Annotated in this window: 25 protein-coding genes and 1 tRNA gene; 10 read left to right on the plus strand and 16 right to left on the minus strand. The window is 65.0% G+C overall.

Annotation, left to right across the window (positions count from 1 at the left end):
* Positions 1-21: 21 nt before the first annotated feature.
* A tRNA-Gly gene (locus tag GRI42_RS10275) sits at positions 22-96 on the minus strand.
* A gap of 206 nt (positions 97-302) precedes the next feature.
* Between GRI42_RS10275 and GRI42_RS10280 the strand changes: the two genes are divergently transcribed.
* From GRI42_RS10280 to GRI42_RS10290, 3 genes are read left to right on the plus strand one after another with little or no spacing between them, the layout of a single operon-like run.
* Complete coding sequence (locus GRI42_RS10280) at positions 303-1,220, plus strand: tetratricopeptide repeat protein (RefSeq protein ID WP_160609176.1); 918 nt, start codon at positions 303-305, stop codon at positions 1,218-1,220.
* 4 nt (positions 1,221-1,224) lie between these two features.
* The gene (locus tag GRI42_RS10285; RefSeq protein ID WP_160608406.1) at positions 1,225-1,836 is read left to right on the plus strand and encodes an LON peptidase substrate-binding domain-containing protein; all 612 of its coding nucleotides are present in this window, start codon (positions 1,225-1,227) and stop codon (positions 1,834-1,836) included.
* Positions 1,833-2,345 carry a hypothetical protein gene (locus tag GRI42_RS10290; RefSeq protein ID WP_160608407.1) on the plus strand — a complete coding sequence of 171 codons (513 nt, stop codon included), beginning with the start codon at positions 1,833-1,835 and terminating at the stop codon, positions 2,343-2,345. The genes GRI42_RS10285 and GRI42_RS10290 overlap by 4 nt, the downstream gene beginning before the upstream one ends.
* Here GRI42_RS10290 and GRI42_RS10295 read toward each other — a convergent pair.
* The 6 genes from GRI42_RS10295 to GRI42_RS10320 form a co-directional block, all read right to left on the minus strand.
* The gene (locus GRI42_RS10295; protein WP_160608408.1) at positions 2,342-2,965 is read right to left on the minus strand and encodes a MarC family protein; all 624 of its coding nucleotides are present in this window, start codon (positions 2,963-2,965) and stop codon (positions 2,342-2,344) included. The genes GRI42_RS10290 and GRI42_RS10295 overlap by 4 nt on opposite strands.
* Complete coding sequence (locus GRI42_RS10300; protein WP_160608409.1) at positions 2,962-3,642, minus strand: Cif family virulence factor; 681 nt, start codon at positions 3,640-3,642, stop codon at positions 2,962-2,964. The genes GRI42_RS10295 and GRI42_RS10300 overlap by 4 nt, the downstream gene beginning before the upstream one ends.
* Positions 3,639-4,532, minus strand: coding sequence for a bifunctional methylenetetrahydrofolate dehydrogenase/methenyltetrahydrofolate cyclohydrolase FolD (gene folD / locus GRI42_RS10305; RefSeq protein ID WP_160608410.1), 894 nt, complete (start codon positions 4,530-4,532; stop codon positions 3,639-3,641). Before folD ends, GRI42_RS10300 begins: the two co-directional genes overlap by 4 nt.
* Positions 4,529-4,813, minus strand: a complete 285-nt coding sequence (locus GRI42_RS10310; RefSeq protein ID WP_224831389.1) for a YggT family protein — start codon at positions 4,811-4,813, stop codon at positions 4,529-4,531. The genes folD and GRI42_RS10310 overlap by 4 nt, the downstream gene beginning before the upstream one ends.
* 76 nt (positions 4,814-4,889) lie before the next feature.
* A complete protein-coding gene (argB, locus tag GRI42_RS10315) occupies positions 4,890-5,774 on the minus strand; it encodes an acetylglutamate kinase (protein ID WP_160609178.1) in 885 nt (294 codons plus the stop codon).
* A 118-nt stretch (positions 5,775-5,892) separates the two neighbouring features.
* The gene (locus GRI42_RS10320; RefSeq protein ID WP_160608411.1) at positions 5,893-6,180 is read right to left on the minus strand and encodes a hypothetical protein; all 288 of its coding nucleotides are present in this window, start codon (positions 6,178-6,180) and stop codon (positions 5,893-5,895) included.
* 101 nt (positions 6,181-6,281) lie between these two features.
* Here GRI42_RS10320 and GRI42_RS10325 point away from each other — a divergent pair, with 101 nt between their 5' ends.
* A complete protein-coding gene (locus tag GRI42_RS10325) occupies positions 6,282-6,917 on the plus strand; it encodes a hypothetical protein (protein ID WP_160608412.1) in 636 nt (211 codons plus the stop codon).
* 113 nt (positions 6,918-7,030) lie between these two features.
* Here GRI42_RS10325 and GRI42_RS10330 read toward each other — a convergent pair whose 3' ends face one another.
* The 4 genes from GRI42_RS10330 to GRI42_RS10345 all read right to left on the minus strand — a co-directional run bounded on the left by GRI42_RS10330 (position 7,031) and on the right by GRI42_RS10345 (position 8,518).
* Positions 7,031-7,327 (minus strand): DUF1294 domain-containing protein, encoded by a 297-nt coding sequence (locus tag GRI42_RS10330; RefSeq protein WP_160608413.1) that lies wholly within the window; start codon positions 7,325-7,327, stop codon positions 7,031-7,033.
* Between the two features lie 246 nt (positions 7,328-7,573).
* Positions 7,574-7,807, minus strand: a complete 234-nt coding sequence (locus GRI42_RS10335; protein ID WP_160608414.1) for a hypothetical protein — start codon at positions 7,805-7,807, stop codon at positions 7,574-7,576.
* 17 nt (positions 7,808-7,824) lie between these two features.
* The gene (locus tag GRI42_RS10340) at positions 7,825-8,079 is read right to left on the minus strand and encodes a YdcH family protein (RefSeq protein WP_160608415.1); all 255 of its coding nucleotides are present in this window, start codon (positions 8,077-8,079) and stop codon (positions 7,825-7,827) included.
* Positions 8,080-8,149: 70 nt separating this feature from the next.
* Positions 8,150-8,518 (minus strand): DUF1294 domain-containing protein, encoded by a 369-nt coding sequence (locus tag GRI42_RS10345; RefSeq protein WP_234033932.1) that lies wholly within the window; start codon positions 8,516-8,518, stop codon positions 8,150-8,152.
* Positions 8,519-8,672: 154 nt separating this feature from the next.
* Here GRI42_RS10345 and GRI42_RS10350 point away from each other — a divergent pair, with 154 nt between their 5' ends.
* The 3 genes from GRI42_RS10350 (at position 8,673) to GRI42_RS10360 (ending at position 9,825) form a co-directional block, all read left to right on the plus strand.
* Positions 8,673-8,810, plus strand: a complete 138-nt coding sequence (locus tag GRI42_RS10350) for a hypothetical protein (protein WP_160608416.1) — start codon at positions 8,673-8,675, stop codon at positions 8,808-8,810.
* A gap of 76 nt (positions 8,811-8,886) precedes the next feature.
* Positions 8,887-9,384 (plus strand): thermonuclease family protein, encoded by a 498-nt coding sequence (locus GRI42_RS10355; protein ID WP_160608417.1) that lies wholly within the window; start codon positions 8,887-8,889, stop codon positions 9,382-9,384.
* 45 nt (positions 9,385-9,429) lie between these two features.
* Complete coding sequence (locus tag GRI42_RS10360) at positions 9,430-9,825, plus strand: hypothetical protein (protein WP_160608418.1); 396 nt, start codon at positions 9,430-9,432, stop codon at positions 9,823-9,825.
* Between the two features lie 147 nt (positions 9,826-9,972).
* On the opposite strand, the gene GRI42_RS10365 is transcribed toward GRI42_RS10360, so the two are convergent.
* Positions 9,973-11,031, minus strand: a complete 1,059-nt coding sequence (locus GRI42_RS10365) for a ribonucleotide-diphosphate reductase subunit beta (RefSeq protein ID WP_160609180.1) — start codon at positions 11,029-11,031, stop codon at positions 9,973-9,975.
* Positions 11,032-11,421: 390 nt separating this feature from the next.
* Between GRI42_RS10365 and GRI42_RS10370 the strand changes: the two genes are divergently transcribed.
* Positions 11,422-11,667 carry a DUF2171 domain-containing protein gene (locus GRI42_RS10370; RefSeq protein ID WP_160608419.1) on the plus strand — a complete coding sequence of 82 codons (246 nt, stop codon included), beginning with the start codon at positions 11,422-11,424 and terminating at the stop codon, positions 11,665-11,667.
* A gap of 68 nt (positions 11,668-11,735) precedes the next feature.
* Here GRI42_RS10370 and GRI42_RS10375 read toward each other — a convergent pair whose 3' ends face one another.
* The 4 genes from GRI42_RS10375 to GRI42_RS10390 all read right to left on the minus strand — a co-directional run bounded on the left by GRI42_RS10375 (position 11,736) and on the right by GRI42_RS10390 (position 16,534).
* On the minus strand, positions 11,736-13,007 hold the full coding sequence (locus GRI42_RS10375; protein WP_160608420.1) for a glycosyltransferase: 1,272 nt from the start codon (positions 13,005-13,007) through the stop codon (positions 11,736-11,738).
* Positions 13,008-13,068: 61 nt separating this feature from the next.
* Positions 13,069-13,341 (minus strand): hypothetical protein, encoded by a 273-nt coding sequence (locus GRI42_RS10380; protein ID WP_234033933.1) that lies wholly within the window; start codon positions 13,339-13,341, stop codon positions 13,069-13,071.
* Between the two features lie 41 nt (positions 13,342-13,382).
* On the minus strand, positions 13,383-15,422 hold the full coding sequence (locus GRI42_RS10385) for a ribonucleoside-diphosphate reductase subunit alpha (RefSeq protein WP_160608422.1): 2,040 nt from the start codon (positions 15,420-15,422) through the stop codon (positions 13,383-13,385).
* 599 nt (positions 15,423-16,021) lie between these two features.
* On the minus strand, positions 16,022-16,534 hold the full coding sequence (locus GRI42_RS10390) for an energy transducer TonB (protein WP_160608423.1): 513 nt from the start codon (positions 16,532-16,534) through the stop codon (positions 16,022-16,024).
* Between the two features lie 370 nt (positions 16,535-16,904).
* Here GRI42_RS10390 and GRI42_RS10395 point away from each other — a divergent pair, with 370 nt between their 5' ends.
* Positions 16,905-18,461, plus strand: a complete 1,557-nt coding sequence (locus GRI42_RS10395) for a class I adenylate-forming enzyme family protein (protein ID WP_160608424.1) — start codon at positions 16,905-16,907, stop codon at positions 18,459-18,461.
* Between the two features lie 464 nt (positions 18,462-18,925).
* Positions 18,926-20,959: a toll/interleukin-1 receptor domain-containing protein gene (locus tag GRI42_RS10400; RefSeq protein WP_160608425.1), complete on the plus strand. Its 2,034-nt coding sequence runs from the start codon at positions 18,926-18,928 to the stop codon at positions 20,957-20,959.
* Positions 20,960-20,977: the final 18 nt, after the last annotated feature.

The following is a 20,977-nucleotide window of genomic DNA, read 5'->3' on the forward strand; positions in this document are numbered from 1 at the left end:
TACATGTCGATGTCGGGAAAATGGAGCGGGCGAGGCGATTCGAACGCCCGACCCCAACCTTGGCAAGGTTGTGCTCTACCCCTGAGCTACGCCCGCTCACTGGCGCTCTACCGAACCGCAAGGCCCGGTGGGGAGGCGCGCAACTAGCAACGCCTCTTGAGTCCCGCAAGAGAAAAAATGCAGCTTTTTTGGCCCTGCCCGGCCCGCCCTTGTGCAGGCGCTGCAGGTCCTTCACATTCGGCCAAGAAGGCCCACATGGGGCGAAACGAATTCATCCAGGAAAGGCGGTTTCAGTGGCGAGCATGGGATTGAGCATCGACGAGCAGAAGGCAGTCGAGCGGTTCAAGAAGGACGTCGTCGAACCGTCGATGACGAAGCTCGTCATCCTCGATTTCTATGCCGACTGGTGCGGGCCCTGCAAGGCGCTGGCCCCGCTGCTGGAAAAGGTTTCGGCCGACTATGCCGACAAGGGCGTGGTGCTGGTGAAGGTCGATGTCGACAAGGAACAGTTCATTGCAGCCCAGTTCCAGGTCCAGTCGATCCCGACCGTCTATGCCATGTTCCAGGGCCAGCCGGTCGCCGACCTCACCAATGCCCGCAGCGAATCGCAGCTGAAACAGACGCTCGACCAGATCCTCGCCCAGCTTCCCGTTCAGGCGGGCGGTGACGAGGCGGCGCAGGCCGCCCAGCAGATCGACCAGTTCGTCGCCATGGGCGAGCAGGTTCTGGCCGAGGGCGATGCGCCGCGCGCCGCGGGTATCTTCGCGCAGGTCACCGAAATGGCACCCGACAGCGCAGCGGCCCATGCCGGGCTGATCCGCGCGCTGGTGCAGGCCGACCAAGTCGAGGAAGCCCGCAAGGTCCTCGAGGCCGTCCGCGCCAATCCCGCTCTCGCCGCCGACCCGCTGGTCGAGAATGCCGCTGCCGCGCTGGAACTCGCCGGTAACAAGGTCGACGACGGCGAACTCGTCGCCCTGCGCGACAAGGCCGCGGCCGACCCCGCCCACATGGATGCGCGCATGGCCTATGCCGAGGCCGCCTTCGCTGCCGGCCAGCGCGATGCAGCGGCGGGCGAACTGCTCGCCATGGTCGAAGCCGACCGCGAATGGAACGAGGGTGCGGCCCGTGCCAAGCTGATCGACATCTTCAACGCCGTCGGCCTCGAAGACCCCTGGGTGGTCGACACGCGCCGCAAGCTGTCGCGCCTGCTGTTCGGATGATCCGTTGACGAAGCGTCTCTCCATCTTCCCCCTGCCCGGCGCGATCCTGTTCCCGGGGCTGCAGCTGCCGCTGCACATTTTCGAGCCGCGCTACCGCGAACTGGTCGGCAGCGCGCTCGCGAAAGACCGGCTGATCGCGATGATCCAGCCGCAGCGCGGGGGCGAGAACGCGCCGCTCTACGAGGTCGGCTGCGTCGGCCGCATCGGCGATGTCGAGGCGCTGGAAGACGGGCGCTACAATATCGTGCTCGAAGGCGAGGCGCGCTTCCGCATGTTGCGCGAACTCGACGTGACGACCGCCTTCCGCCAGATCGAGGCCGAGTTGATCGACGATCCGGAGGACGAGGTGCTCTCCAGCGTCGAGCGTGCTGCCTTCGAATTCGAGGCCAAGCGCTTTGCCGCCATGCAGGGCTATTCGGTCGACTGGGATTCGGTCGAGCGGCTGGACGACGAGACGCTGATCAACGGCGTCGCCCAGATCATCCCCTTCGATTCGGCCGCCAAGCAAGCCCTTCTCGAAGCCCCCGACCTCTCGGAGCGGTGCGAGCTGATGATCCAGCTGATGCAGTTCTTCGCCCTGCGCGACGACGGCGATGAGATCGTGACGTTGCAGTGAACCTCCTGTCCCACCTCACCGCCGGCGCTGTGTGCCTTGCGGTGGTGCCACTGGCTGCACGCGCGGAAGACCGCTCTGGAGCCATGGCGCAAACTGGGGTGGATGCGAGTGTCGATGAGCAAGCCGGGATTCTTCCCAAATCCGAAGTTGTCTATTGTGGCGGCGAAACCACTAAGATCGAAGTGCGCAGATTTTTTGCGGCCTTGCGACAGGGCTTAGAAGAGAACCGCTCGGCATCCTATTTCGATGGGTTTCTCGGTCACAGTTTCGGGGTGACCCGCGACGGACGGCATATCCGGTACAACAAGGCCGACTTCAGCGCCGCGACCCCTGGCTTGATTTCCCCCGCCGACTGGAAAAGCATCGCAAAACGCGGAGAGGATCGGCTCGAACCGATCGGCTGGCGCGGATGCATGATGGACAACGGCAAGGTCTGGTTTGAGGCGGGCGAAAGCGGACTCCGCCTGAGCGGGATCAACCACGACATCCCTTGGAAGCAGTTAGACTAAATCCCGAAACTGCCCTTGAGGCCATCGATCACATATTGCGCGGCCAGCGCGGCCAGCAGCACGCCGAGCAGGCGGGTGATCACTGCCTCCACACGGTCGCCGAACAGGCGCATCAGGGGGCCGGCGGCAATCAGCGCCAGCATCGTGAGCAGCAGCACGCTCGCGAGCGCGCCGAGCACGACCAGCGACTGTTCCAGCCCTTGCGCCTCGTTCATCAGCAGCATGATCGCCGCGATCGCGCCGGGGCCGGCCAGCATGGGCATGGCCATGGGGAAGACCGACACGTCCTCCACCTCGGGCGTGGCGGCGACCTTTTCCGCGCGCTCCTCGCGCCGCTGTGTGCGCTTTTCGAAGACCATCTCGAAGGCGATCCAGAACAGCATCAGCCCGCCCGCGATGCGGAAGCTGTCGAGCTCGATATGCAGCGCACCGAGCAAATCCTGCCCGAACAGCGCGAAGATGAGCAGGATCACGCCGGCGATGATCGTCGCGCGGATCGCCATCATCCGGGCCTGTGCCGCGCTCGCGCCCTTAGTCAGGCCGGCATAGATCGGTGCGCATCCGGGCGGGTCGATCACCACGAAAAGCGTGATGAAGGCGGAGATGAAAAGCTGGGTCATTCGGCCGTTCCTGCGCCAAGGGTGACATTGACGACCTGTTCCCAGCCGGTCTCCTTCGCCAGCCAGACGACGTAGCGACGCTCGCCCGCGACGCCGGTATGGAAGCCCCATGCCAGCGAACCGTCACGCGATGCGCGCAAGGGGATAGCCGAATCCGGTTCGCCCACATCGACCGGACGGCGGCAGGCAGCCACTTCGCTTCCGATCATGTCCGGCGCTTGCGGCGCGGCGTCCTGCGGGATGCCGAAATCGAAGACGTAGAGATATTCGCCGTCGCGCTGGCGCTGCCAGACGGTGTTGAAGGTCCCGACCTTGCCATCGGGATCGCGGAAGGCCCCTTGCGTGACGGCGATCGAACCGTCGCAGCTCGACCACACGCGATGCGGTTCCCAGGCGACCGCCTGCGGCGGGTCCTGCTGCTGCTTGAGCCAGGGCTTGGCCTCGATCGCGCCGTTCTGTCCGAACAGCAGCGCGCCATCCGCCGCATATTCGGCGAAGGCGGTCCACTGCCCTTTTTCCCGCGCGGCGCGGGCGAAGGCGAGTTCCGTGGCGATGACCTTGGAAGGGCTGGCCGTCGGCGTCAGCAGCCGTGCATAGCGGTCGCGCGGTCCCGGCGCAGTGGAGCAGGCGGTAAGAGCCAGTGCGCTCGCGGCGAGTAAGGCGAGGCGCAGCGTCACAGCGCGGACGGCACTTCCAGCCCTGCATTGCGATAGGCCGCGACCAGCGTGTTACGCAGCAGCACCGCGATGGTCATCGGACCGACGCCGCCGGGCACGGGCGTGATGGCCGAGGCAACGTTCTGCGCGCCGGCATAGTCGACGTCGCCGACCAGCCTGCCCTTCTCCTCGCCCTCGGCAGGAGGCAGGCGGTTGATGCCCACATCGATCACGGTCGCGCCGTCCTTCAGCCATTCGGCCTTGACCATTTCCGCGCGGCCCACGGCGGCCACGACGATATCCGCGCGCTTGACCACGGCGGGCAGGTCCTTGGTGCGGCTGTGCGCGATGGTGACGGTGGCATTGGCGTCGAGCAGGAGCTGCGCCATCGGCTTGCCGACGATGTTCGAGCGGCCGATCACCACCGCCTCGAGGCCGGAGAGGTCGCCCAGCCGGTCGGTCAGCAGCATCATGCAGCCGAGCGGCGTGCAGGGCACGAAACCGCGCTGACCCACGGCGAGGCGTCCCGCATTGGTGACATGGAAACCGTCCACGTCCTTGTCCGGGCTGATGCTCGCGATGACCGCCTGTTCGTCGAGATGACCGGGCAGTGGCAGCTGGACGAGGATGCCGTCCACCGCATCGTCATTGTTGAGCTGGTCGACCAGCGCCAGCAGCTCCGCCTCGGACGTATCGGCAGGCAGGCGATACTCGAAGCTTTCCATGCCCGCGGCCACGGTCGCCTTGTGCTTGGAGCCGACATAGACCTGGCTTGCCGGGTCTTCGCCCACCAGCACCACGGCAAGTCCTGCCTTGCGGCCCGCCTTGTGTTCGAACTGCCCTGCAAGCGCGCCGACGCGCTCCCTGAGGAGGGCGGCAAAGGCTTTTCCGTCGATCCGTTCAGCGGTCATAGCGAGTAGATGATGTTCCCGAGCACGATAAGGATGATGTTGAGCGCGATGATCAGCACCAGCGGTGAAAAGTCGATCATGCCGGTCTGCGGCAGCAGGTTGCGGATCGGCCTAAGCACCGGGTCCAGCAGGCGGTTGATGCCGTCGTAGAAGCTCATCAGGAATTCGTTGCGGCCGACCACGTTGAAGGCGAACAGCAGGCCGATGATGAACTGGATGATGATCAGCATCACGAACACGTTCGTGAGCATCTCGAGGATCTGGTAGAGAGTGATAAGCACTAGGGTGAACCCCGTTTCTGTCTGAGCAATCCCGTGTCGAAACGTCCTACACGTGGCGGACGCGGCGCGCCAAGCCCTATCGGGCGCTTATCAGCGTACCTGCGCCCCGCTGGGTGAAGAATTCGAGCAGCATGGCGTGGGGAATGCGCCCGTCGAGCACGACCGCGGCCTCGCATCCCGCCTCGACTGCCGCGACGCAGGTTTCCAGCTTCGGGATCATCCCGCCGCTGATCGTGCCGTCGGCGCGCAGCGTGGCGATGTCGGCAGGCGTCAGATCGGTCAGCAGCGCGCCGTCCTTGCCCAGCACGCCGGGCACGTCGGTCAGCAGCAGCAGCCTTGCCGCGCCCAGCGCCGCAGCCAGCGCGCCGGCCATGGTGTCGGCGTTGATATTGTAGGTGTGGCCGTCCTCGCCCGCTGCGATCGGGGCGACGATCGGGATCATGCCGGCTGCGGTCGCGGTTTCGATGATCGTGGTGTCGACCGCGCAGGGTTCGCCCACGAAGCCGAGGTCGAGCGCACGCTCGATATTGCTTTCCGGGTCCTTGGTCGTGCGTTCGACCTTGCGCGCAGTCACGAGGCCGCCGTCCTTGCCGGAAATCCCCACCGCCTTGCCGCCGGCGCGCGCGATGGAGGAAACCAGCGCCTTGTTGATCGCGCCGGACAGGACCATCTCCGCCACCTCGGCGGTCGCCTTGTCGGTGACGCGCAGCCCGTCGATGAACTGCGTCTCCACGCCCAGTTTCTCCAGCATCCGGCCGATCTGCGGGCCGCCGCCATGCACCACCACCGGGTTGATGCCGACTGCTTTCAACAGCACGACGTCCTCGGCGAATTCGCGGGCGGCGTCCTCGTCGCCCATGGCGTTGCCGCCGTATTTCACCACGAAGCTCTTGCCGGCATAGCGCTGGAAATAGGGCAGCGCCTCGATCAGCGTCTGCGCCTTGGTGCTTGCCTCGTGCATCGGCTGGCCGCCCGTGCTGGTCACATCTTCGCTCCATTCATGCGCAAAGCCTGCGCGTCCCACCGGGGGATGCGCAGGCGTTAGCGTGCCCGGCTGGCGGGCGAAAGAGGGCTCGGCGTTATTCGGCCTGCGGGGCGGGTTCGATCTCGACCTCGGGATCGGCATCGGCGGCGGGTTCGTCGCCATTGACGGGCGCCGCGCCGAATTCGCCCTCGGGCGAAACGGGGACCGAAGTCGTGGTCGGCAAGGGGTTCGGCGCCTCGCCCGCCACTTCGCCGACCGGTACCGGCTCTTCACCGCCATCGGTGTTGAAGAGATAGAAAACCAGCGCGAGGACGAGGAAGACGAGGATGCCCACATACATCCAGCGCGTGCCGGGCTTGGTATCGGGAACGGGGTCGGTCATGGCTAACTCCTTGATTGCATTCTCCCAAACAATGCCCCGCGCACCACGACCGTTCCGGTAACACCTTGCGCGGGCGTGGCGGTGGTGGCAGGCCCCGGGTCATGACCACGCCCCGCCCGCTCTCCCTCGCCGTCCTCCTCCCGCTCGCTGCCTGCGCCAGCACGCCCGACGCGCCGCCGCTGCCCGAGACGCAGGAATGGTTCTGGCAGGCGCTCTCCAGCCATTGCGGCGAGGCCTACGAGGGCGCGCTCGCCAGCAGCGACGCGCGCGATGCGGACTGGGCGGGCAAGCGCATGATCGCCCACTGGGCAGATTGCTCCGACAGCCGCGTCGCCATCGCCTTCCATGTTGAGGACGCGGAGGCACCGGGCGGCTGGAACCGCTCGCGCACCTGGTTGTTGACGCGCACCTCCGATGGCCTGAGGCTCAAGCACGACCACCGGCACGAGGACGGTAGCGAGGACGCGGTCACGCAATATGGCGGCGACACGCTGTCGGCGGGCACGGCGGGGGTGCAGGATTTCCCCGTCGACGCCTTTTCCATCGCCCTGTTCGAGCGCGAGGGGCTGTCCGCCTCGCTCACCAATGTCTGGCGGATCGAGGTCGACCCCGCCGGTACGCAGGCCACGCGCTTCGCCTACCAGCTGACCCGCCGCAACGATCCCACCCGCCTGTTCCGCGTCGAGTTCGACACATCGTCTCCGGTAACTCCGCCTCTGCCCGCTTGGGGCTGGTAGGGACCGGCTTGCAGGCGTGAAACGGCCCGCATCCCCTGGGGGACACGGGCCGGGACAGGGGTGCGATCACGGCGGCAAACAAGCAGACCGCACCCGGGAATTGCGCCGCCTCGTCAGGCGAAGCTGAGATAGAGCAGCGTTCCCGCCAGCAGGATCACGTGCACGCAGGCGAGCCCGTGGAGCTGGTTGGAGAAGGGCTGCTTGCGTTCCTTGTGATGGAAGGCCGCGCGCGCGGCATAGGCACCGGGCGTACCCCCGATCATCGCCCAGCCGAGCAGGCTGGTTTCGGGAACGCGCCACCCGCCGCTTTCGGCCATGGCCTTGTCCACCGCAAAGGCGAGGAAGGCGCACAGATTGATCGCGATCAGGTAATAAACGAAATACTCGAGGGCAACGAACTGGGCTGACATGACGTGGCTCCACAAAGCAGACGTACAGACAGCGACACCGCGTGTTCTTTATGGCGCGCAGTAATAGTGCACCGCAACATGGGTGTATTGTTCAAAGGCGACATCGTTTTTATGCGCCTCATGCGCCGGCGGGGGCATCCGCCCCCTTGGCTTTCCTCGCTCCCTTCGGTCGCTGCGGGCGGCCGGTCGCCCTTGCGGGCCTTTGGCCCGTTCTAGAGCGAGGTGGCGAAGCCGCGCCTGCCGCGCTTATTCGGCCGGAGCTTCCTCTTCCGCCTCGGCGGTCGGGGTCATCGGCGTGTCGGGCGTGTCGACCGGCACCGCGTCGGGATCCTCCTGCGTGACGATCAGCTCGCCGCCGCCGACATCCTCGACATCGGTGGCGTAGGTCTTTTCCTCCGCTTCCTGCGCGCAGGCGGCCAGCAGCAGGGCTGCGGCGACGGGTGCGGCGAGGCGGAGCGGGGTTACGGGGTCGAACTTCATGGTCGTGTTTCCTTCTGTCAGGGTGCGCTGCGGGCCTTGGTGACGATGGCGGTGATCTCGTCGAGCAGGCTGAGGCGCTGCTTCTTGAGGGCTTCGGTCCGCTCGTCGCTGGCCGCTTCGGTTTCCGCCTCGATCCGGTGCACCTGGCGGTTCACCTCGTGATAGTCGTCGGCGAGGCGCGCGAACCGCCCGTCCTGCGTCTTCAGCTGCGTGATCAGTTCACGGTCGCGGGCGAAGATCTTGGTCAGTTCGTTGGGCGTGTGCTGCGACATGCGGATACCTTTCCCTAGTGGTTGCAGGGAATCGGGTAATACGGCGAAGTCACGGCATCTTTGAGGCAGGTCAATTTGCGTAGGCGGAGGCGAAGGATTGTCCGTCCCCAGTGCCCCAGTTCACGCGGTCCCCCAGCCCGACCCAGATTGCTGACTGCAGCAGCCCGACCAGCAGCAGGTGCATGAAAGCGATGGAGTGCAGCATGGTGCAGAAGGGCTGCTTGCGGGTCTTGTGGCGAAAGGCCGACCGCCCCGCATAGGCGCCGATGCTGCCGCCGAGGAAAGCCCACATCAGCAAGGTTCCTTCCGAAATGCGCCAGCTGCCGTTTTCCGCCCGCGCCTTGTCGAGGCCGAAGGCGATGAAGGCGACGAGGTTCACCGCGATCAGGTAATAGGTGACGAATTCGGCCAGCCGCATCGGCGAAAGGGTTTCCTGCATGCTCCGATGATACTGCGTGCGCGCCCTTGCGAAAGCTTTAAATCCTGCGCGATTTCAATCCTTTTTTCCGTATCGGCCCATCATTTGACATACACGGAAAAGTAACCCGCCGCCCGATACTCTTCTTCGCGAACGGGCTTTGGGGGGTTACGACATGGCTACGAAGATGGACGACCGGAACGGGGAAGAGCGGCGCATGGGCGACCGGCGCGTGCAGCAGCTTCCTTTCGACGGGCCCGATCGTCGCAAGGGCGAACGGCGCGGGGCGGAGGAGCGCCGGCGGCGCTACTGACGCTTTGCACGGCTGGACGGATTGCGGGCCGGCGCGGGATTGAACCCCTGCGCCGGCCCGCTATCGTTCGGGGGCAATGGCACGGCCGATCCGCTTCCGAACGACACGCCGAAGGCGGATGGGCATGCGCAGCCTGTGGTGGCTGGTGCTGCTGCTGGCGCTGGCGGCGATGCTTTACATCAACGGCGGCAGGCTGGGCCCGCCCGAGCGGCTCGACGAGGTTACGTACCGCTTCGGCCTGTGCGGCCAGCGCGGGGGCAGCGCCTGCGTAATCGACGGCGACACGGTGGCCATCGGCCAGCGCCGCGTGCGCCTCACCGGCTTCGACGCGCCCGAAATGGACGGCGCCTGCAATGCCGAAAGTGCGCAAGCCCGTCTGGCCCGCACGGCCCTCCACGCCTGGCTCGCCCAAGGCCCCTTCACTTGGACCGGCGGCACCGACCCTCCCCGCGACCGCTATGGCCGGGAACTCCGCGCAGCCTCACGCGGCGACGAGACGCTGGCGGAGCATATGATCGGTGCCGGGCTGGCCGAGGGTAACGGCTGGGGTGAGGGCAGGGAGTGGTGCGATTAGGGTAGAGGTAATGACGCCGCAGAGAACGTCATGCATAGTCCAGTCATGAAAACCGTTATCGCCGCCATCAGCTACTTCGCGACGATATTTGCGCTCGGCTTTGTGCTGGGTACCGTTCGCACCTTGTGGGGCGCCGCGGCGCTAGGCGAAACAACCTTCATCCTGTTCGAAGTGCCGATCCTGCTTATAGCGAGCTGGTGGTCGGCCCGGAGCCTACGCGTCCGGCATTCAATCAACTCTTTCGCGAGCGCTGCCGTAATGGGCGTCTGCGCATTCACTTTTCTGATGCTTGCCGAACTCGTACTGGCCACCAGCCTGTCGGGACAGAGCGTAGGCGATTGGTTCGCAAGACTCTGGAAAGTCCCGCAGCTCTTGGGAACGGTTGGGCAAATCACATTCGGAGCAATGCCCCTGCTGGTGGGAACCAAGTCCGGGGAATGAAGAATATTCGCGTCGGTCTGCCAATCGGAATCGGCGCCTGCTAATCCAAGCTCAAAAAAACTGCGGGCGGGACTTTCACCCCACCCGCAATGTTCTGTCGCTTATCTCGCGACAAAGGTCAGTCCTAACCAAACCGCCTCTTTGCAATCACTCCGCCGCCACGGCCCCCGCGTCGTCGCCGAACAGGCCCGGGCCGTCGCTTTCGGCTTCTTCCTCGTTCGCGGCCTTGGCGCTCTGGCGCTTGTCGAAGCTGGCCCAGACGTCGTTCCAGTTGCCGCGGGTTGCGCCCTTGGAATATTCGGTCGCGCGGGTTTCGAAGAAGTTTGCGTGCTCCACACCGTTGAGCAGCGGGGCGAGCCAGGGCAGCGGGTGGTCGTCGACCATGTAGATCGGCTGCATGCCCAGCTGGCCCAGGCGCCAGTCGGCGATGTAGCGGATGTACTTCTTGATGTCCTTCGCCGTCATGCCCGACACCGGGCCCATTTCGAAGGCGAGGTCGATGAAGTTGTCTTCGAGACGCACCGTCTTCTGGCAGATGTCGACGATGTCTTCCTTGACCGCCTTGGTCAGGCAGTCCCGCTCGCGCACGAACTCGTGGAACATGCGGATGATGCCTTCGCAGTGCAGCGATTCGTCGCGCACCGACCAGCTGACGATCTGGCCCATGCCCTTCATCTTGTTGAAGCGCGGGAAGTTCATCAGCATGGCGAAGCTGGCGAACAGCTGCATGCCTTCGGTGAAGGCGCCAAACATGGCCAGCGTGCGGGCGATGTCTTCATCGTTGTCGACGCCGAACTGCTGCATGTAATTGTGCTTGTCGGCCATTTCCTCGTATTCGAGGAAGGCGGAATATTCGCTTTCCGGCATGCCGATCGTGTCGAGCAAGTGGCTGTAGGCCGCGATGTGCACCGTCTCCATGTTGGAAAAGGCGGTGAGCATCATCTTGATCTCGGTCGGCTTGAACACGCGGCCGTACTTGTCGTGATAGCAATCCTGCACTTCCACGTCGGCCTGCGTGAAGAAGCGGAAGATCTGCGTGAGCAGGTTACGCTCGTGCTCGGTCAGCTTCTGCGCCCAGTCGCGGCAGTCTTCGCCGAGCGGAACTTCTTCCGGCATCCAGTGGATCTGCTGCTGCCGCTTCCAGAACTCGTAAGCCCAGGGGTATTCGAAGGGCTTGTAGGTCTTGCGGGCTTCGAGCAACGACATCTTGTGGATCTCCGGTTTGGCGCGTGAACGACTCATATAGGGAATCACAGCCCGGAATCGAAGGCAAGAGTGAATGATTCGGCGGGGATAAGCGCGGGAAAAAATTCTTTGCGCGGCACTATTTGCCGGAACGCGATGCGCGGATGCGACGTTGGGATAGCAATCGGCCACCGAGCCGGTTCGGGGCTAAGCGGACCAGGTCCGGTTTCCCCTTTTGCGGGCTACGGCTCCGCATCCCCGACGCCCCGCCTCGCAAGAGGTCGGGGCGTCAACTTTTCGCCCCCCTGCGACCCAATCCAACGAGCCGTGCATGAGCCTCGGCGAAGCGTGGACCGCATTGCCCTTGCGTCCGTTGGTTAGGTGTAACCCACACAGACAAAAGGGAATTTTATGTTCGAGAAGCTCCGCATCAAGGAACACATGGAAGTCGCCAATTCGGAAGGGCTGCACGTCGGCACCGTCGACGAGGTCGATGGCGACGCGATCAAGCTGACCAAGTCGGACAGCGCCGACGACATCCACCACTTCCTCAAGCTGGATGACGTCGAGAAGATCGACGACAACCGCATCTACCTGAAGGAAGGCGCGCGGATCCCCGCAGGCCTTGGCAACAAGGCGGTGATGGAAAGCGCCTGACCCTCAATCTCGCGCCTAAGCGCAGACACGCCAGACCCCCGCCAGCCCACCGGCCGGCGGGGGTCTTGTCATGTGTCGCCGAGCATCCTCGCAATCGCGGCGTCGATATCGGCAAAGGCCTGGTCGCGCGTGTAGCCGCGTGCCGTTTCCGCCGGCAGGTCGGGCACGCGCCCTCCGCCGGCGTCCTTGGCCGCGATCCATGTGCGCAGTTGCTCAGCGATATGCGCGGCATCCTGCGTGGCGAGGCCGAACCCGCCCTCGCGCACGATGGCCGCGGCCTCCCCGCTTTCCAGTCCTGTCGCCAGGATCGGGCGGCGCGCGCCGATATATTCGAACAGCTTGCCGGGGATCACCCCGTCTTCCGCCGGATCGGGCCAGCGGCACATCAGCAGCACGTCGGCCTGCCGCTCCACCTTGAGGATTTCGCTGCGGGGGAGAAACTCGCGCATCTCGACGCAGTCCGCCACGCCGTATTCCGCGATCCTCTGGTCGAGGAAGCCGTATTCGTCGTGATAGAACACCGCGCGCACGCGGCGGCGGTCCTCGCCCAGCATGGCGATCGCCTCGAAAAGGGCCTTCGGATCGCGCCGCTCGGCATAGATGAGGCCGGCGTGGATGATGGTCAGCCGCTCCGAATCGAGCGGCGCCGTCACGTCTTCCAGTCCGGCGAAATCGGCCCCGTCCCAGCCATTGCGCGCCAGCGTCACCGCCTTGCCCGTCTGCGCCGCAAGCTCTCCCGCCGCCGTTTCGGTCACTGCGACGAAGGCGTCGGCGTGGCGCTGCACCTGCCGGCCCAACCGGTTGTAGAGCGTGGTCAGCACCGGCTGGCGGTCGATATAGGGATTGTCGGCCCACAGGTCGCGCTGCTCGCACACCCAAGGCAGGCCGCTTTCGGCAGCGATCTTCTGCGCGGCGATATGCGCGGAATGCGGCGGGCCGGAGGAATAGACGAGGTCGAACCCCTTCGCGAGGCACAGGCCGCGCGCGGTATCGACCGCGCGGCGGGTCCAGTGCGGATGGAAGCGGTCGGGCATCTGGCGCGAGAGCCAGAGCCAGCGGCGCAGGCGACTGGGGCGACTGACGGGCTTGTCCGGCGCGGCGGAAGGCACAGGGGCTCCTTCGGCTGCAGGCAACTTTTCTACCGGCAACATGATCGCGGTGAGGTGTTCGTGGTCGAGGCCAGAATGGATGCCGTTCGCCGCGCCGATGCGCGCGCCGATCACGGTGACTTCGTGGCCCTGTTCGATCCAGTGCCGCGCCAGCGCGCCCGTGCGAGCGGCCCCTGCCTGCGCATAGGGCGGAAAATTGGGCGAGATGAAAAGGATGCGCAGCGAACCCATGGGCGACCTAGGTGCCGTGGGCAGCGCGAAAGGGCAAGGCGCTAAGCGCCGCGCGGGCGCTCTAGCCGTCCCGCCCGGCCCGCATCGCGCGGAACCTGCCACCGAGCCATGTGAGCGTCAGCGCCGGGAAGGAGGCAAGGAACCCGAGGAACAGCCAGCCGCGCGAGCCCGCCTCGAGCGAGCACAGGACCAGCCCGGTAAAGCGCGCCTTGCCATAGACCCTGCCGTGGCACTGCGGATCGACCCCGGCCGCATCCTGCAGCACCGGGATCAGCGCGAGCCACGCGGCGAACAGCGCCAGGCCGAAAAGCAGGACGGGCCAGCTCACCTTCATGGTGTGCCGGCCCGTCCCGTTCGTCCCGTCCAAGGGATCGTTTACTGGCAGGCGAGGCACTCCTCGTAGTCGGTCTGCTCGCCCGCGCTCAGTTCGTACTTGGCGGCATCGGCGGTGTTGTCCGCCTCGACCCCGCCAGCGAAACCGGCGCGCTGCACCGACTTGGAGCGCAGGTAGTAGAGCGACTTGATGCCCTTCTCCCATGCCTGGAAGTGCAGCATCATCAGGTCCCACTTGTCGACGTCGGCCGGGATGAACAGGTTCAGCGACTGGGCCTGGTCGATATAGGGCGCACGGTCGGCAGCGAATTCGAGCAGCCAGCGCTGGTCGATTTCGAAGCTGGTCTTGAAGGTCGCCTTCTCTTCCGGCGTCAGGAAGTCGAGGTGCTGGACGCTGCCGCCCTTCTCGAGGATCGAGTTCCAGATCGCGGTCGAGTTCTTGCTCTTCTTGTCGAGCAGCTTTTCAAGGTACGGGTTCTTCACCACGAAGCTGCCCGAAAGCGTCTTGTGGGTGTAGATGTTCGCCGGGATCGGCTCGATGCAGGCGCTGGTGCCGCCGCAGATGATCGAAATCGACGCGGTCGGCGCGATTGCCATCTTGCAGCTGAAGCGTTCCATCGCGCCCATTTCTTCCGCGTCCGGGCAGGCACCGCGTTCCTGAGCGAGCACCATCGAGGCTTCGGAGGCCTTCGACTGGATGTGCTTGAACATCTTGAGGTTCCAGACCTTGGCCATCGGGCTTTCGAAGCCGATACCCTTCTGCTGGAGGAAGGAGTGGAAGCCCATCACGCCGAGGCCGACCGAGCGTTCGCGCATGGCGGAATACTTGGCGCGGGCCATCTCGTCGGGCGCGCGGTCGATGTAGTTCTGCAGGACGTTGTCGAGGAAGCGCATGACGTCCTCGATGAACTGCTTGTCGGTGCACCATTCGTCCCACTTCTCGATGTTGAGCGAGGACAGGCAGCAGACCGCAGTGCGGTCGTTGCCGAGGTGGTCGATGCCGGTCGGCAGGGTGATTTCGGCGCACAGGTTCGAGGTCGAGACCTTGAGGCCGAGTTCGCGGTGATGCTTGGGCATCATCCGGTTCACCGTGTCGGAGAAGACGATGTAGGGTTCGCCCGTGGCAAGGCGGGTCTCGACCAGCTTCTGGAACAGGCTGCGCGCGTCGACCGTCTTGCGGACCGAACCGTCCTTCGGGCTGATGAGATCGAATTCCTCACCGTTGCGGACCGCTTCCATGAAGGCGTCGGTGACCAGCACGCCGTGGTGCAGGTTCAGCGCCTTGCGGTTGAAGTCGCCCGAGGGTTTGCGGATCTCGAGGAACTCCTCGATCTCCGGGTGGGTGATGTCGATGTAGCAGGCAGCCGAACCGCGGCGCAGGCTACCCTGCGAGATCGCGAGGGTAAGGCTATCCATCACGCGCACGAAGGGAATGATGCCGCTGGTCTTGCCGTTCAAACCGACCGGCTCGCCGATGCCGCGCACATTGCCCCAATAGGTGCCAATGCCGCCGCCCTTGGACGCGAGCCAGACGTTCTCATTCCAGGTGTTGACGATGCCGTCGAGGCTGTCGCTGACCGAGTTGAGGTAGCAGGAAATCGGCAGGCCGCGGGTCGTGCCGCCGTTCGACAGCACGGGCGTTGCGGGCATGAACCACAGCTTCGAGATGTAGTCGTAGAGGCGTTGGGCGTGGTCGCCGTCGTCGGCAAAGGCATCGGCGACGCGCGCGAACAGGTCCTGGTAGCTTTCGCCGGGCAGGAGATAGCGGTCTTCGAGCGTTTCCTTGCCGAAAGCGGTTAGCAGGTCGTCGCGCGAGGCATCCGTCTTCACGTCAAAGCGGCGGTCGAGCACCTTCTTGCTGTCTTCCTTTTCGGAAGCGGCCTTGGCGACTTCGGCCATTGCGCCGGCCATGGCTGCGCCGGCCGCTTCGGCGACCAGTGCTTCGCTGCCCTTGTCTTCGTTTTCCATTGCGACAGCCTTCTGCGCCTTTGCGCTGTTCTTGACGGGCGCGGTGTCATCGACGGTGTCCTGAGTGTCCAGATCCAGTCCCATCGCCGCTTCGTCCCCGCTCTTGAAATCCATTGTGTGCCCCACCGTCCGTTGTCATCCGGCGGGCTGTTCGCCCCGCCTGCGATTTCGTGTTTCAACCGAGTCGGCAAGCGCAATGCCTGCCTAGCAATTTCGCAGGTCTCCGGGGCGAAAACTTATCCCCTTTTTCCCCACAGGCCCGGCGTGATTGCGGCACCCGCCCGATATGGGGCCGGATGCCGTATTTCGCTAGGTCTTGTGGGTACCCCCCGGTGACCGACCACTAGATAGTGAATCAGAGCCGAGTCCGGCGCAAGAGGGTGAATGAAGATTTAATGCGTCAATTCGCCGCTTTCGCGAGGTGTATGATTGTGGTGCAACGCAGCGACGCGTGGACCAAGCTGGGGTTTGTGCGTGCGCAAGCCCCAAAATGAATCTGCGAAAAAATTTTTGCGGGCAAAGCCGGCTATCCGGGATTGCGCAGGATGCGAATCCGGGCGCGCAATTTTCGAATCCGGAGCATCGGCCGGCCATCAAAAAAGGGCCCCGTCCGAAGACGGAGCCCTTTCGTTAGGCAGACCCGGCGCGGGGCGGCACCCCGCAGACAGATACCGCCCCAACGCCGAGACGGCTCCTGGCCCTTGGGGGAAGGGTCAGGAACTCGGACGCGGCGCGAAGCTGAGGGCAAGCACCGCCCGTTCGGCGGGATCGGCCGAGGCGAGACGTGCTGCCTCCGATTCGGCGAGCTTGCGGCTGAGCTTTTCCATGTGGCCCTTGCTGTAAGCCACGATGACATTGGCCTGGATCACGGGATCATCGCCTGCGCTGGACGGCAGCGGCGTGAGCGAATCGAGCCGCTCCACTGCCTTGCCGACTTCACGATCGAGGCGCTTGCTTCCCGAGGACTCGTAGGTCGTGATGTCGACAGGCGTTCCGTCCTCGCCGGCGCGGAAGCGAATCTTGACGATCCCGGCCGGCTCCCAGCGCGGGTCGAACCGCATCCGGCGCAGCTGGGTATCGAGATCGCTCGACACTTCTTCGACGAAGCTCTGGTCGCTTCGCAGGGACACGATGATGTCCTGGTCGGCATCCTTCGAGGAAAGAGGCACGGCCAGCATCGATGCTGCCGCCGCTGTGGCTAGTATGAAATAGGTTGGCTTAAACATTGTGATCATCCTTTCGCTAAGGCGGGATGATCGGCCGCAGAGAGTATCACACAAGGTGCGACTGGTGGTATTTGTGTATGCGATGACGGTCTATGGTCGATCCGACCCGGCACTGGTCTGCGGAAACTGTCCGGGCAGTCGCGAGGCTACGCCGATTTCGGCAAATGTCAAAAACACGACCGGACAATCCCCGATTCCAGCCAAATTCGCAATCTTCTTGCGCCCGCCGGTAAGTTCGGCACATTTGCGTGGCGTTTTGAAACCTTAACTGCATATCTTGTCGCTGAAGCGCGTAACCTAAATCTCGCCTCTCATGCAGCACGCAGCGGGTGATTCTGGACAGATGCGACAAGCCAGCTAGGAAACCGTGATGGGAGACACTGAACCGGCCGCTCGACTCGCTGAACCTTTCGGCGATTTTTCCGCGATCATTTCGGACTGGGCGCAGCGCCAGCCGGATGCGCCTGCCCTGTGCGACGGGGCGGACAACCTGTCCTGGGGAGCACTTGGGGACCAGGTCGAACGGATCGCCGCGCGCCTGCTCGAGACCGGGCTGGAACGCGGACAGTCGGTCGCCATCCTCGGCATCTCGTCGATTCCCTATGCCCTCGTCTTTCTTGCCGCGATCAGGGCGGGCGGCGTCGCCGCGCCGCTGACCACCAGCGCCAGTCCCGAGCAGCTTGCCGCCATGGCGCGCGATTCGGGCGCGCAGCACATCTTCGTCACGCGCGCGAAGCTGGAAGACATGGGCGATGGCGCCTTTCCGGGCATGGAACGCGTGATCCTCGACGAGGAGCTCGCCGGCTGGATGGCTCCCGCCGGCACCACTGCGCGGAGGCATGTCCCCGAGCCGGACGACCCGTTCAACATCATCTATTCCTCGGGCACGACCGGCACGCCCAAGGGCATCGTCCATTCGCACCAGATGCGCTGGCGCCAGTTCGCCGCGACCGCCGCCAGTTGGATCGAGGCGGGTCTGCCGGTGCGCACGCTGGCATCGACGCCGCTTTATTCGAACACCACCATGGTCGCTTTCCTGCCTGCCTTGCTCGCCGGCGGCACGGTGCGCGTGATGGGCAAGTTCGACACGATCGGCTGGCTCGGCCATGCGGCAGCCGACCGCACGACCATCACCATGCTGGTGCCGGTGCAATACCAGCGCCTGATGGACGAGCCGCGGTTCGACGATTTCGACCTGTCGGCACTGCAGCTCAAATACTGCACCTCCGCCCCCTTCTCTGCAGAGCTGAAACGCGAGGTGCTGGCGCGGATGCCCGGCGCGCTGATCGAGATCTATTCGATGACCGAAGGCGGGGTCGTGTGCCTCTTGGAAGCGCACAAGTTCCCCGACAAGCTGCACACCGTGGGGCGCCCCGCCCCCGGCAGCGAGCTGAAGGTGCTGGACGACGATGACCGCGAAGTCCCGCCGGGCACGCCCGGCAACCTCGTGGGCCGCAGCCACACCATGATGAGCGGATACAAGAACCGCCCCGACCAGACGCGCGACGGCTACTGGAACGATCCCGCCACGGGCGAGACCTGGCAGCGCATGGGCGACATCGGCCGCGTCGATGCCGAGGGCTTCGTCGAGCTGGTGGGCCGCGCCAAGGACATGATCATCTCGGGCGGGTTCAACATCTTCCCGGTCGACCTCGAGAACGAACTGCTCAAGGAAGCGGGCGTGCGCGAAGCGGCGGTCATCGGCATGCCCTCGCGCCGCTGGGGCGAGACGCCGGTCGGCTTTGTGACCCTGTCGCAGGATGCCGAGAAACCCGACGCGATCCGCGAGGCGGTGAATGCCCGGCTCGGCAAAACGCAGCGCCTCGCCCAGCTGCACGCGATCGACGACATGCCGCGGAGCCACATCGGCAAGCTGCTCAAGACGGAACTGCGCCGGATTGCGGAAACGCTCGGCGCACCCGACTGACAGCCCATCCCATTGCGTGAAATGCGGCAGCCGCGTTCGAGACGCGGCGCCGACACGGGGGGAGGGGGGAGAGGAGGTGTGGGCGGCCGCGTCTCTACTCGCTGCCATATCGCCTCGCGCCGGACGGCATTGCGCTAGGAGTCGCATCGGCACTTGGCCGGCTCGTCCCGAGCGAGGAAGGCGACGACAGGAAACTCGGGAGGAGGATCTGCCGCCATCTCTGTTCCGGTAACGCTCGGGGCAGTGCCCTCGGCGCCGGATGTGAGCGTTGTAATAATCTTGCTGGCGGACGAACAAAAGTGAGAAAAGGTCAGGGTGTGTTGCGTTTTGCGCAAGTACCAAACCGCCACCTCCCTAGGGCGGCACGCCGCCCGCATTTGCATCCCGCGCAAGACTGCGACAAAATCGCGAAAAAATAGAGGGGGTTGCCGAGTCGAATCCGGGGTCGCATCCGGAGAGCACACTTGGCCGAGCGTCACTACAAGGCATTCATGAGCTATTCGCACCGCGACCGGCAGGTGGCGAACTGGCTCCATCGCGCGCTCGAAACCTATCGCCTGCCCCCGCACATGATTGCCGCCGGCAAGGCCGAACGCCTGCGCCCGATCTTCAAGGATCGCGACGAGCTGCCAGCATCCGACAGCCTCGGCGATGCGATCGAGACCGCCATCCGTTCGAGTGACGCGTTGATCGTCCTGTGTTCGCCGGCTGCTGCCGCATCGCCCTGGATCGCGCGCGAGGTCGATCTCTACAAGCGCATCCATGGCGACCGCGGGGTGATGCCCGTGGTGGTCGAGGGCGAGCCGCCAGGCAATTTCCCGGCCCCGCTGCTGGTCCACTACGAGAACGGCGAGCCGACCGACCGCGAGGCCGAGCCCATTGCTGCCGACATGCGGCCCGAAGCCGACGGGAAGAAACTGGCCAAGCTCAAGCTCGTCGCCGGGCTGGCGGGTGTCGATCTCGACCATCTCGTCCAGCGCGATGCGGCCCGCCGCCAGCGCAAGCTGGTCTTGGTGGCAGGGGCATCGGCCCTCGGCATGATCGGGACCACGGCGCTGTCGGCCTATGCGATCGACCAGCGCAACGAGGCGCGCGAGCAAAGGGCGGAAGCCGACGGTCTGATCGAATACATGCTGACCGACCTGCGCAAGCAGCTGGAGCCGGTCGGCCGGCTGGAACTGCTCGACGGCGTGGGCAAGCGCGCGATGGACTATTACGCCCGCCAGAAGCTGGCCGACCTGTCCGCCACCGAACTCGGCCGCCGTGCACGCGCCACCATGCTCGTGGCCGAGGTCCAGAACCTGCGCGGCAACAATGCCGAGGCCCTGCCCGCCTTCCGCCAGGCCGCGCGCACCACGGCCGAACTGCTCGAACGCAAGCCCGACGACCCGGAGCGCATGTTCAACCACGGACAGAGCCTGTTCTGGGTAGGCTACATCGCCTGGCAGCACGGCAGGCTGGAGGAGGCGCGCAAGGCGATGGAGGAATATGCCGACATCTCCCACCGGCTCGCGGCGAAGGACCGCTCCAACCTCGCCTGGCAAATGGAGGAGGCCTATTCGCTTTCCAATCTCGGTACGATGGCCAAGGAGGCGGGCGAGCTGGCAAGCGCGCTCGACTATTTCCGCCGCAATGTCGAACTGACCGAGATCGTCTCGGTAAAGGAAGGGCGCCCCGTCGCCCGCGAGATCGAGATCGCCGGCGGCCTGTCATGGGTCGCCTCTACCTTGCAGTCGCTGGGCCGGATGGATGAGGCGCTGGAGGCACGGCGCAAGGAACTCGCCATAATCGACAAGGTCGTGGCCGATGGTCCTGCCAATATCGAGGCGCGCAAGGGCCGGATCTTCTCGCTGGCCAATATCGGGCAGCTCGAGGCTTTCCAGGGCGACCGCGCGGCGGCACGAAGATCGCTCGATGCCGCGATTGCGGACTTCGACAGGGTGCTCGCCACGGACCGGGACAATACGCTGTTCAAGGAACTGGGCCGCTCCGCCTTGCGCGACCGCGCCCTGCTGGCATGGTCCGACGGAGACAATGCCCTTGCCAGCAGGCAATTCGACCGGCTGGAAGCCATCCAAACCGACCTGATCGCGCGCGACCCGAAGAATCACGAATGGACGGTCAGCAGTCCGGCCGTCCTCGCCCTGCAGCGCGCCCTTACCGACCGCAGCGATCTGCCTGCAGCGGCGTTGCACGGAATAGCCGACAAGTGGGAAAACGCGCTCGATGCCGAGGATCCGGACCGTCAGTTCGTCCGCGTCGCCAGCCGGATGGTGCATGCCGCGGCCTACCGGAAGGAAGGCGATACCGCCCGCGCCCACAAAGCCTATTCCGCCGCGCTCGCCGTGCCGGAAACCAAGGGCGAAAGGGTCGACTTCCGCTCCATCGCACTACGCGCAGTCGCAGCGGAGAAGACCGGCCAGCCGCGCATGGCAGCACAGCTTCGCGCCCGCCTGAAGAAGATGGGCATCGACCCGCTCATCGACGACCGGCTTTGAGGCGGGACATTTCGACGA

This window comes from Qipengyuania gaetbuli, from assembly GCF_009827315.1.
GTDB lineage: Bacteria > Pseudomonadota > Alphaproteobacteria > Sphingomonadales > Sphingomonadaceae > Qipengyuania > Qipengyuania gaetbuli.

Excerpts from the sequence above, each read along its gene's own strand:
- GRI42_RS10365 (WP_160609180.1), bottom strand. The coding sequence starts at position 11,031 with ATGTCGTTGCTCGAAGCCCGCAAGACCTACAAGCCCTTCGAATACCCC.
- GRI42_RS10390 (WP_160608423.1), bottom strand. The coding sequence starts at position 16,534 with ATGTTTAAGCCAACCTATTTCATACTAGCCACAGCGGCGGCAGCATCG.
- folD (WP_160608410.1), bottom strand. The coding sequence starts at position 4,532 with ATGACCGCTGAACGGATCGACGGAAAAGCCTTTGCCGCCCTCCTCAGG.
- GRI42_RS10370 (WP_160608419.1), top strand. The coding sequence starts at position 11,422 with ATGTTCGAGAAGCTCCGCATCAAGGAACACATGGAAGTCGCCAATTCG.
- GRI42_RS10385 (WP_160608422.1), bottom strand. The coding sequence starts at position 15,422 with ATGGATTTCAAGAGCGGGGACGAAGCGGCGATGGGACTGGATCTGGAC.
- GRI42_RS10375 (WP_160608420.1), bottom strand. The coding sequence starts at position 13,007 with ATGGGTTCGCTGCGCATCCTTTTCATCTCGCCCAATTTTCCGCCCTAT.
- GRI42_RS10380 (WP_234033933.1), bottom strand. The coding sequence starts at position 13,341 with ATGAAGGTGAGCTGGCCCGTCCTGCTTTTCGGCCTGGCGCTGTTCGCC.
- GRI42_RS10345 (WP_234033932.1), bottom strand. The coding sequence starts at position 8,518 with ATGCAGGAAACCCTTTCGCCGATGCGGCTGGCCGAATTCGTCACCTAT.
- GRI42_RS10360 (WP_160608418.1), top strand. The coding sequence starts at position 9,430 with ATGAAAACCGTTATCGCCGCCATCAGCTACTTCGCGACGATATTTGCG.
- GRI42_RS10355 (WP_160608417.1), top strand. The coding sequence starts at position 8,887 with ATGGCACGGCCGATCCGCTTCCGAACGACACGCCGAAGGCGGATGGGC.
- GRI42_RS10325 (WP_160608412.1), top strand. The coding sequence starts at position 6,282 with ATGACCACGCCCCGCCCGCTCTCCCTCGCCGTCCTCCTCCCGCTCGCT.
- GRI42_RS10335 (WP_160608414.1), bottom strand. The coding sequence starts at position 7,807 with ATGAAGTTCGACCCCGTAACCCCGCTCCGCCTCGCCGCACCCGTCGCC.
- GRI42_RS10340 (WP_160608415.1), bottom strand. The coding sequence starts at position 8,079 with ATGTCGCAGCACACGCCCAACGAACTGACCAAGATCTTCGCCCGCGAC.
- GRI42_RS10280 (WP_160609176.1), top strand. The coding sequence starts at position 303 with ATGGGATTGAGCATCGACGAGCAGAAGGCAGTCGAGCGGTTCAAGAAG.
- GRI42_RS10320 (WP_160608411.1), bottom strand. The coding sequence starts at position 6,180 with ATGACCGACCCCGTTCCCGATACCAAGCCCGGCACGCGCTGGATGTAT.
- GRI42_RS10330 (WP_160608413.1), bottom strand. The coding sequence starts at position 7,327 with ATGTCAGCCCAGTTCGTTGCCCTCGAGTATTTCGTTTATTACCTGATC.
- GRI42_RS10350 (WP_160608416.1), top strand. The coding sequence starts at position 8,673 with ATGGCTACGAAGATGGACGACCGGAACGGGGAAGAGCGGCGCATGGGC.
- GRI42_RS10295 (WP_160608408.1), bottom strand. The coding sequence starts at position 2,965 with ATGACCCAGCTTTTCATCTCCGCCTTCATCACGCTTTTCGTGGTGATC.
- argB (WP_160609178.1), bottom strand. The coding sequence starts at position 5,774 with ATGCACGAGGCAAGCACCAAGGCGCAGACGCTGATCGAGGCGCTGCCC.
- GRI42_RS10395 (WP_160608424.1), top strand. The coding sequence starts at position 16,905 with ATGGGAGACACTGAACCGGCCGCTCGACTCGCTGAACCTTTCGGCGAT.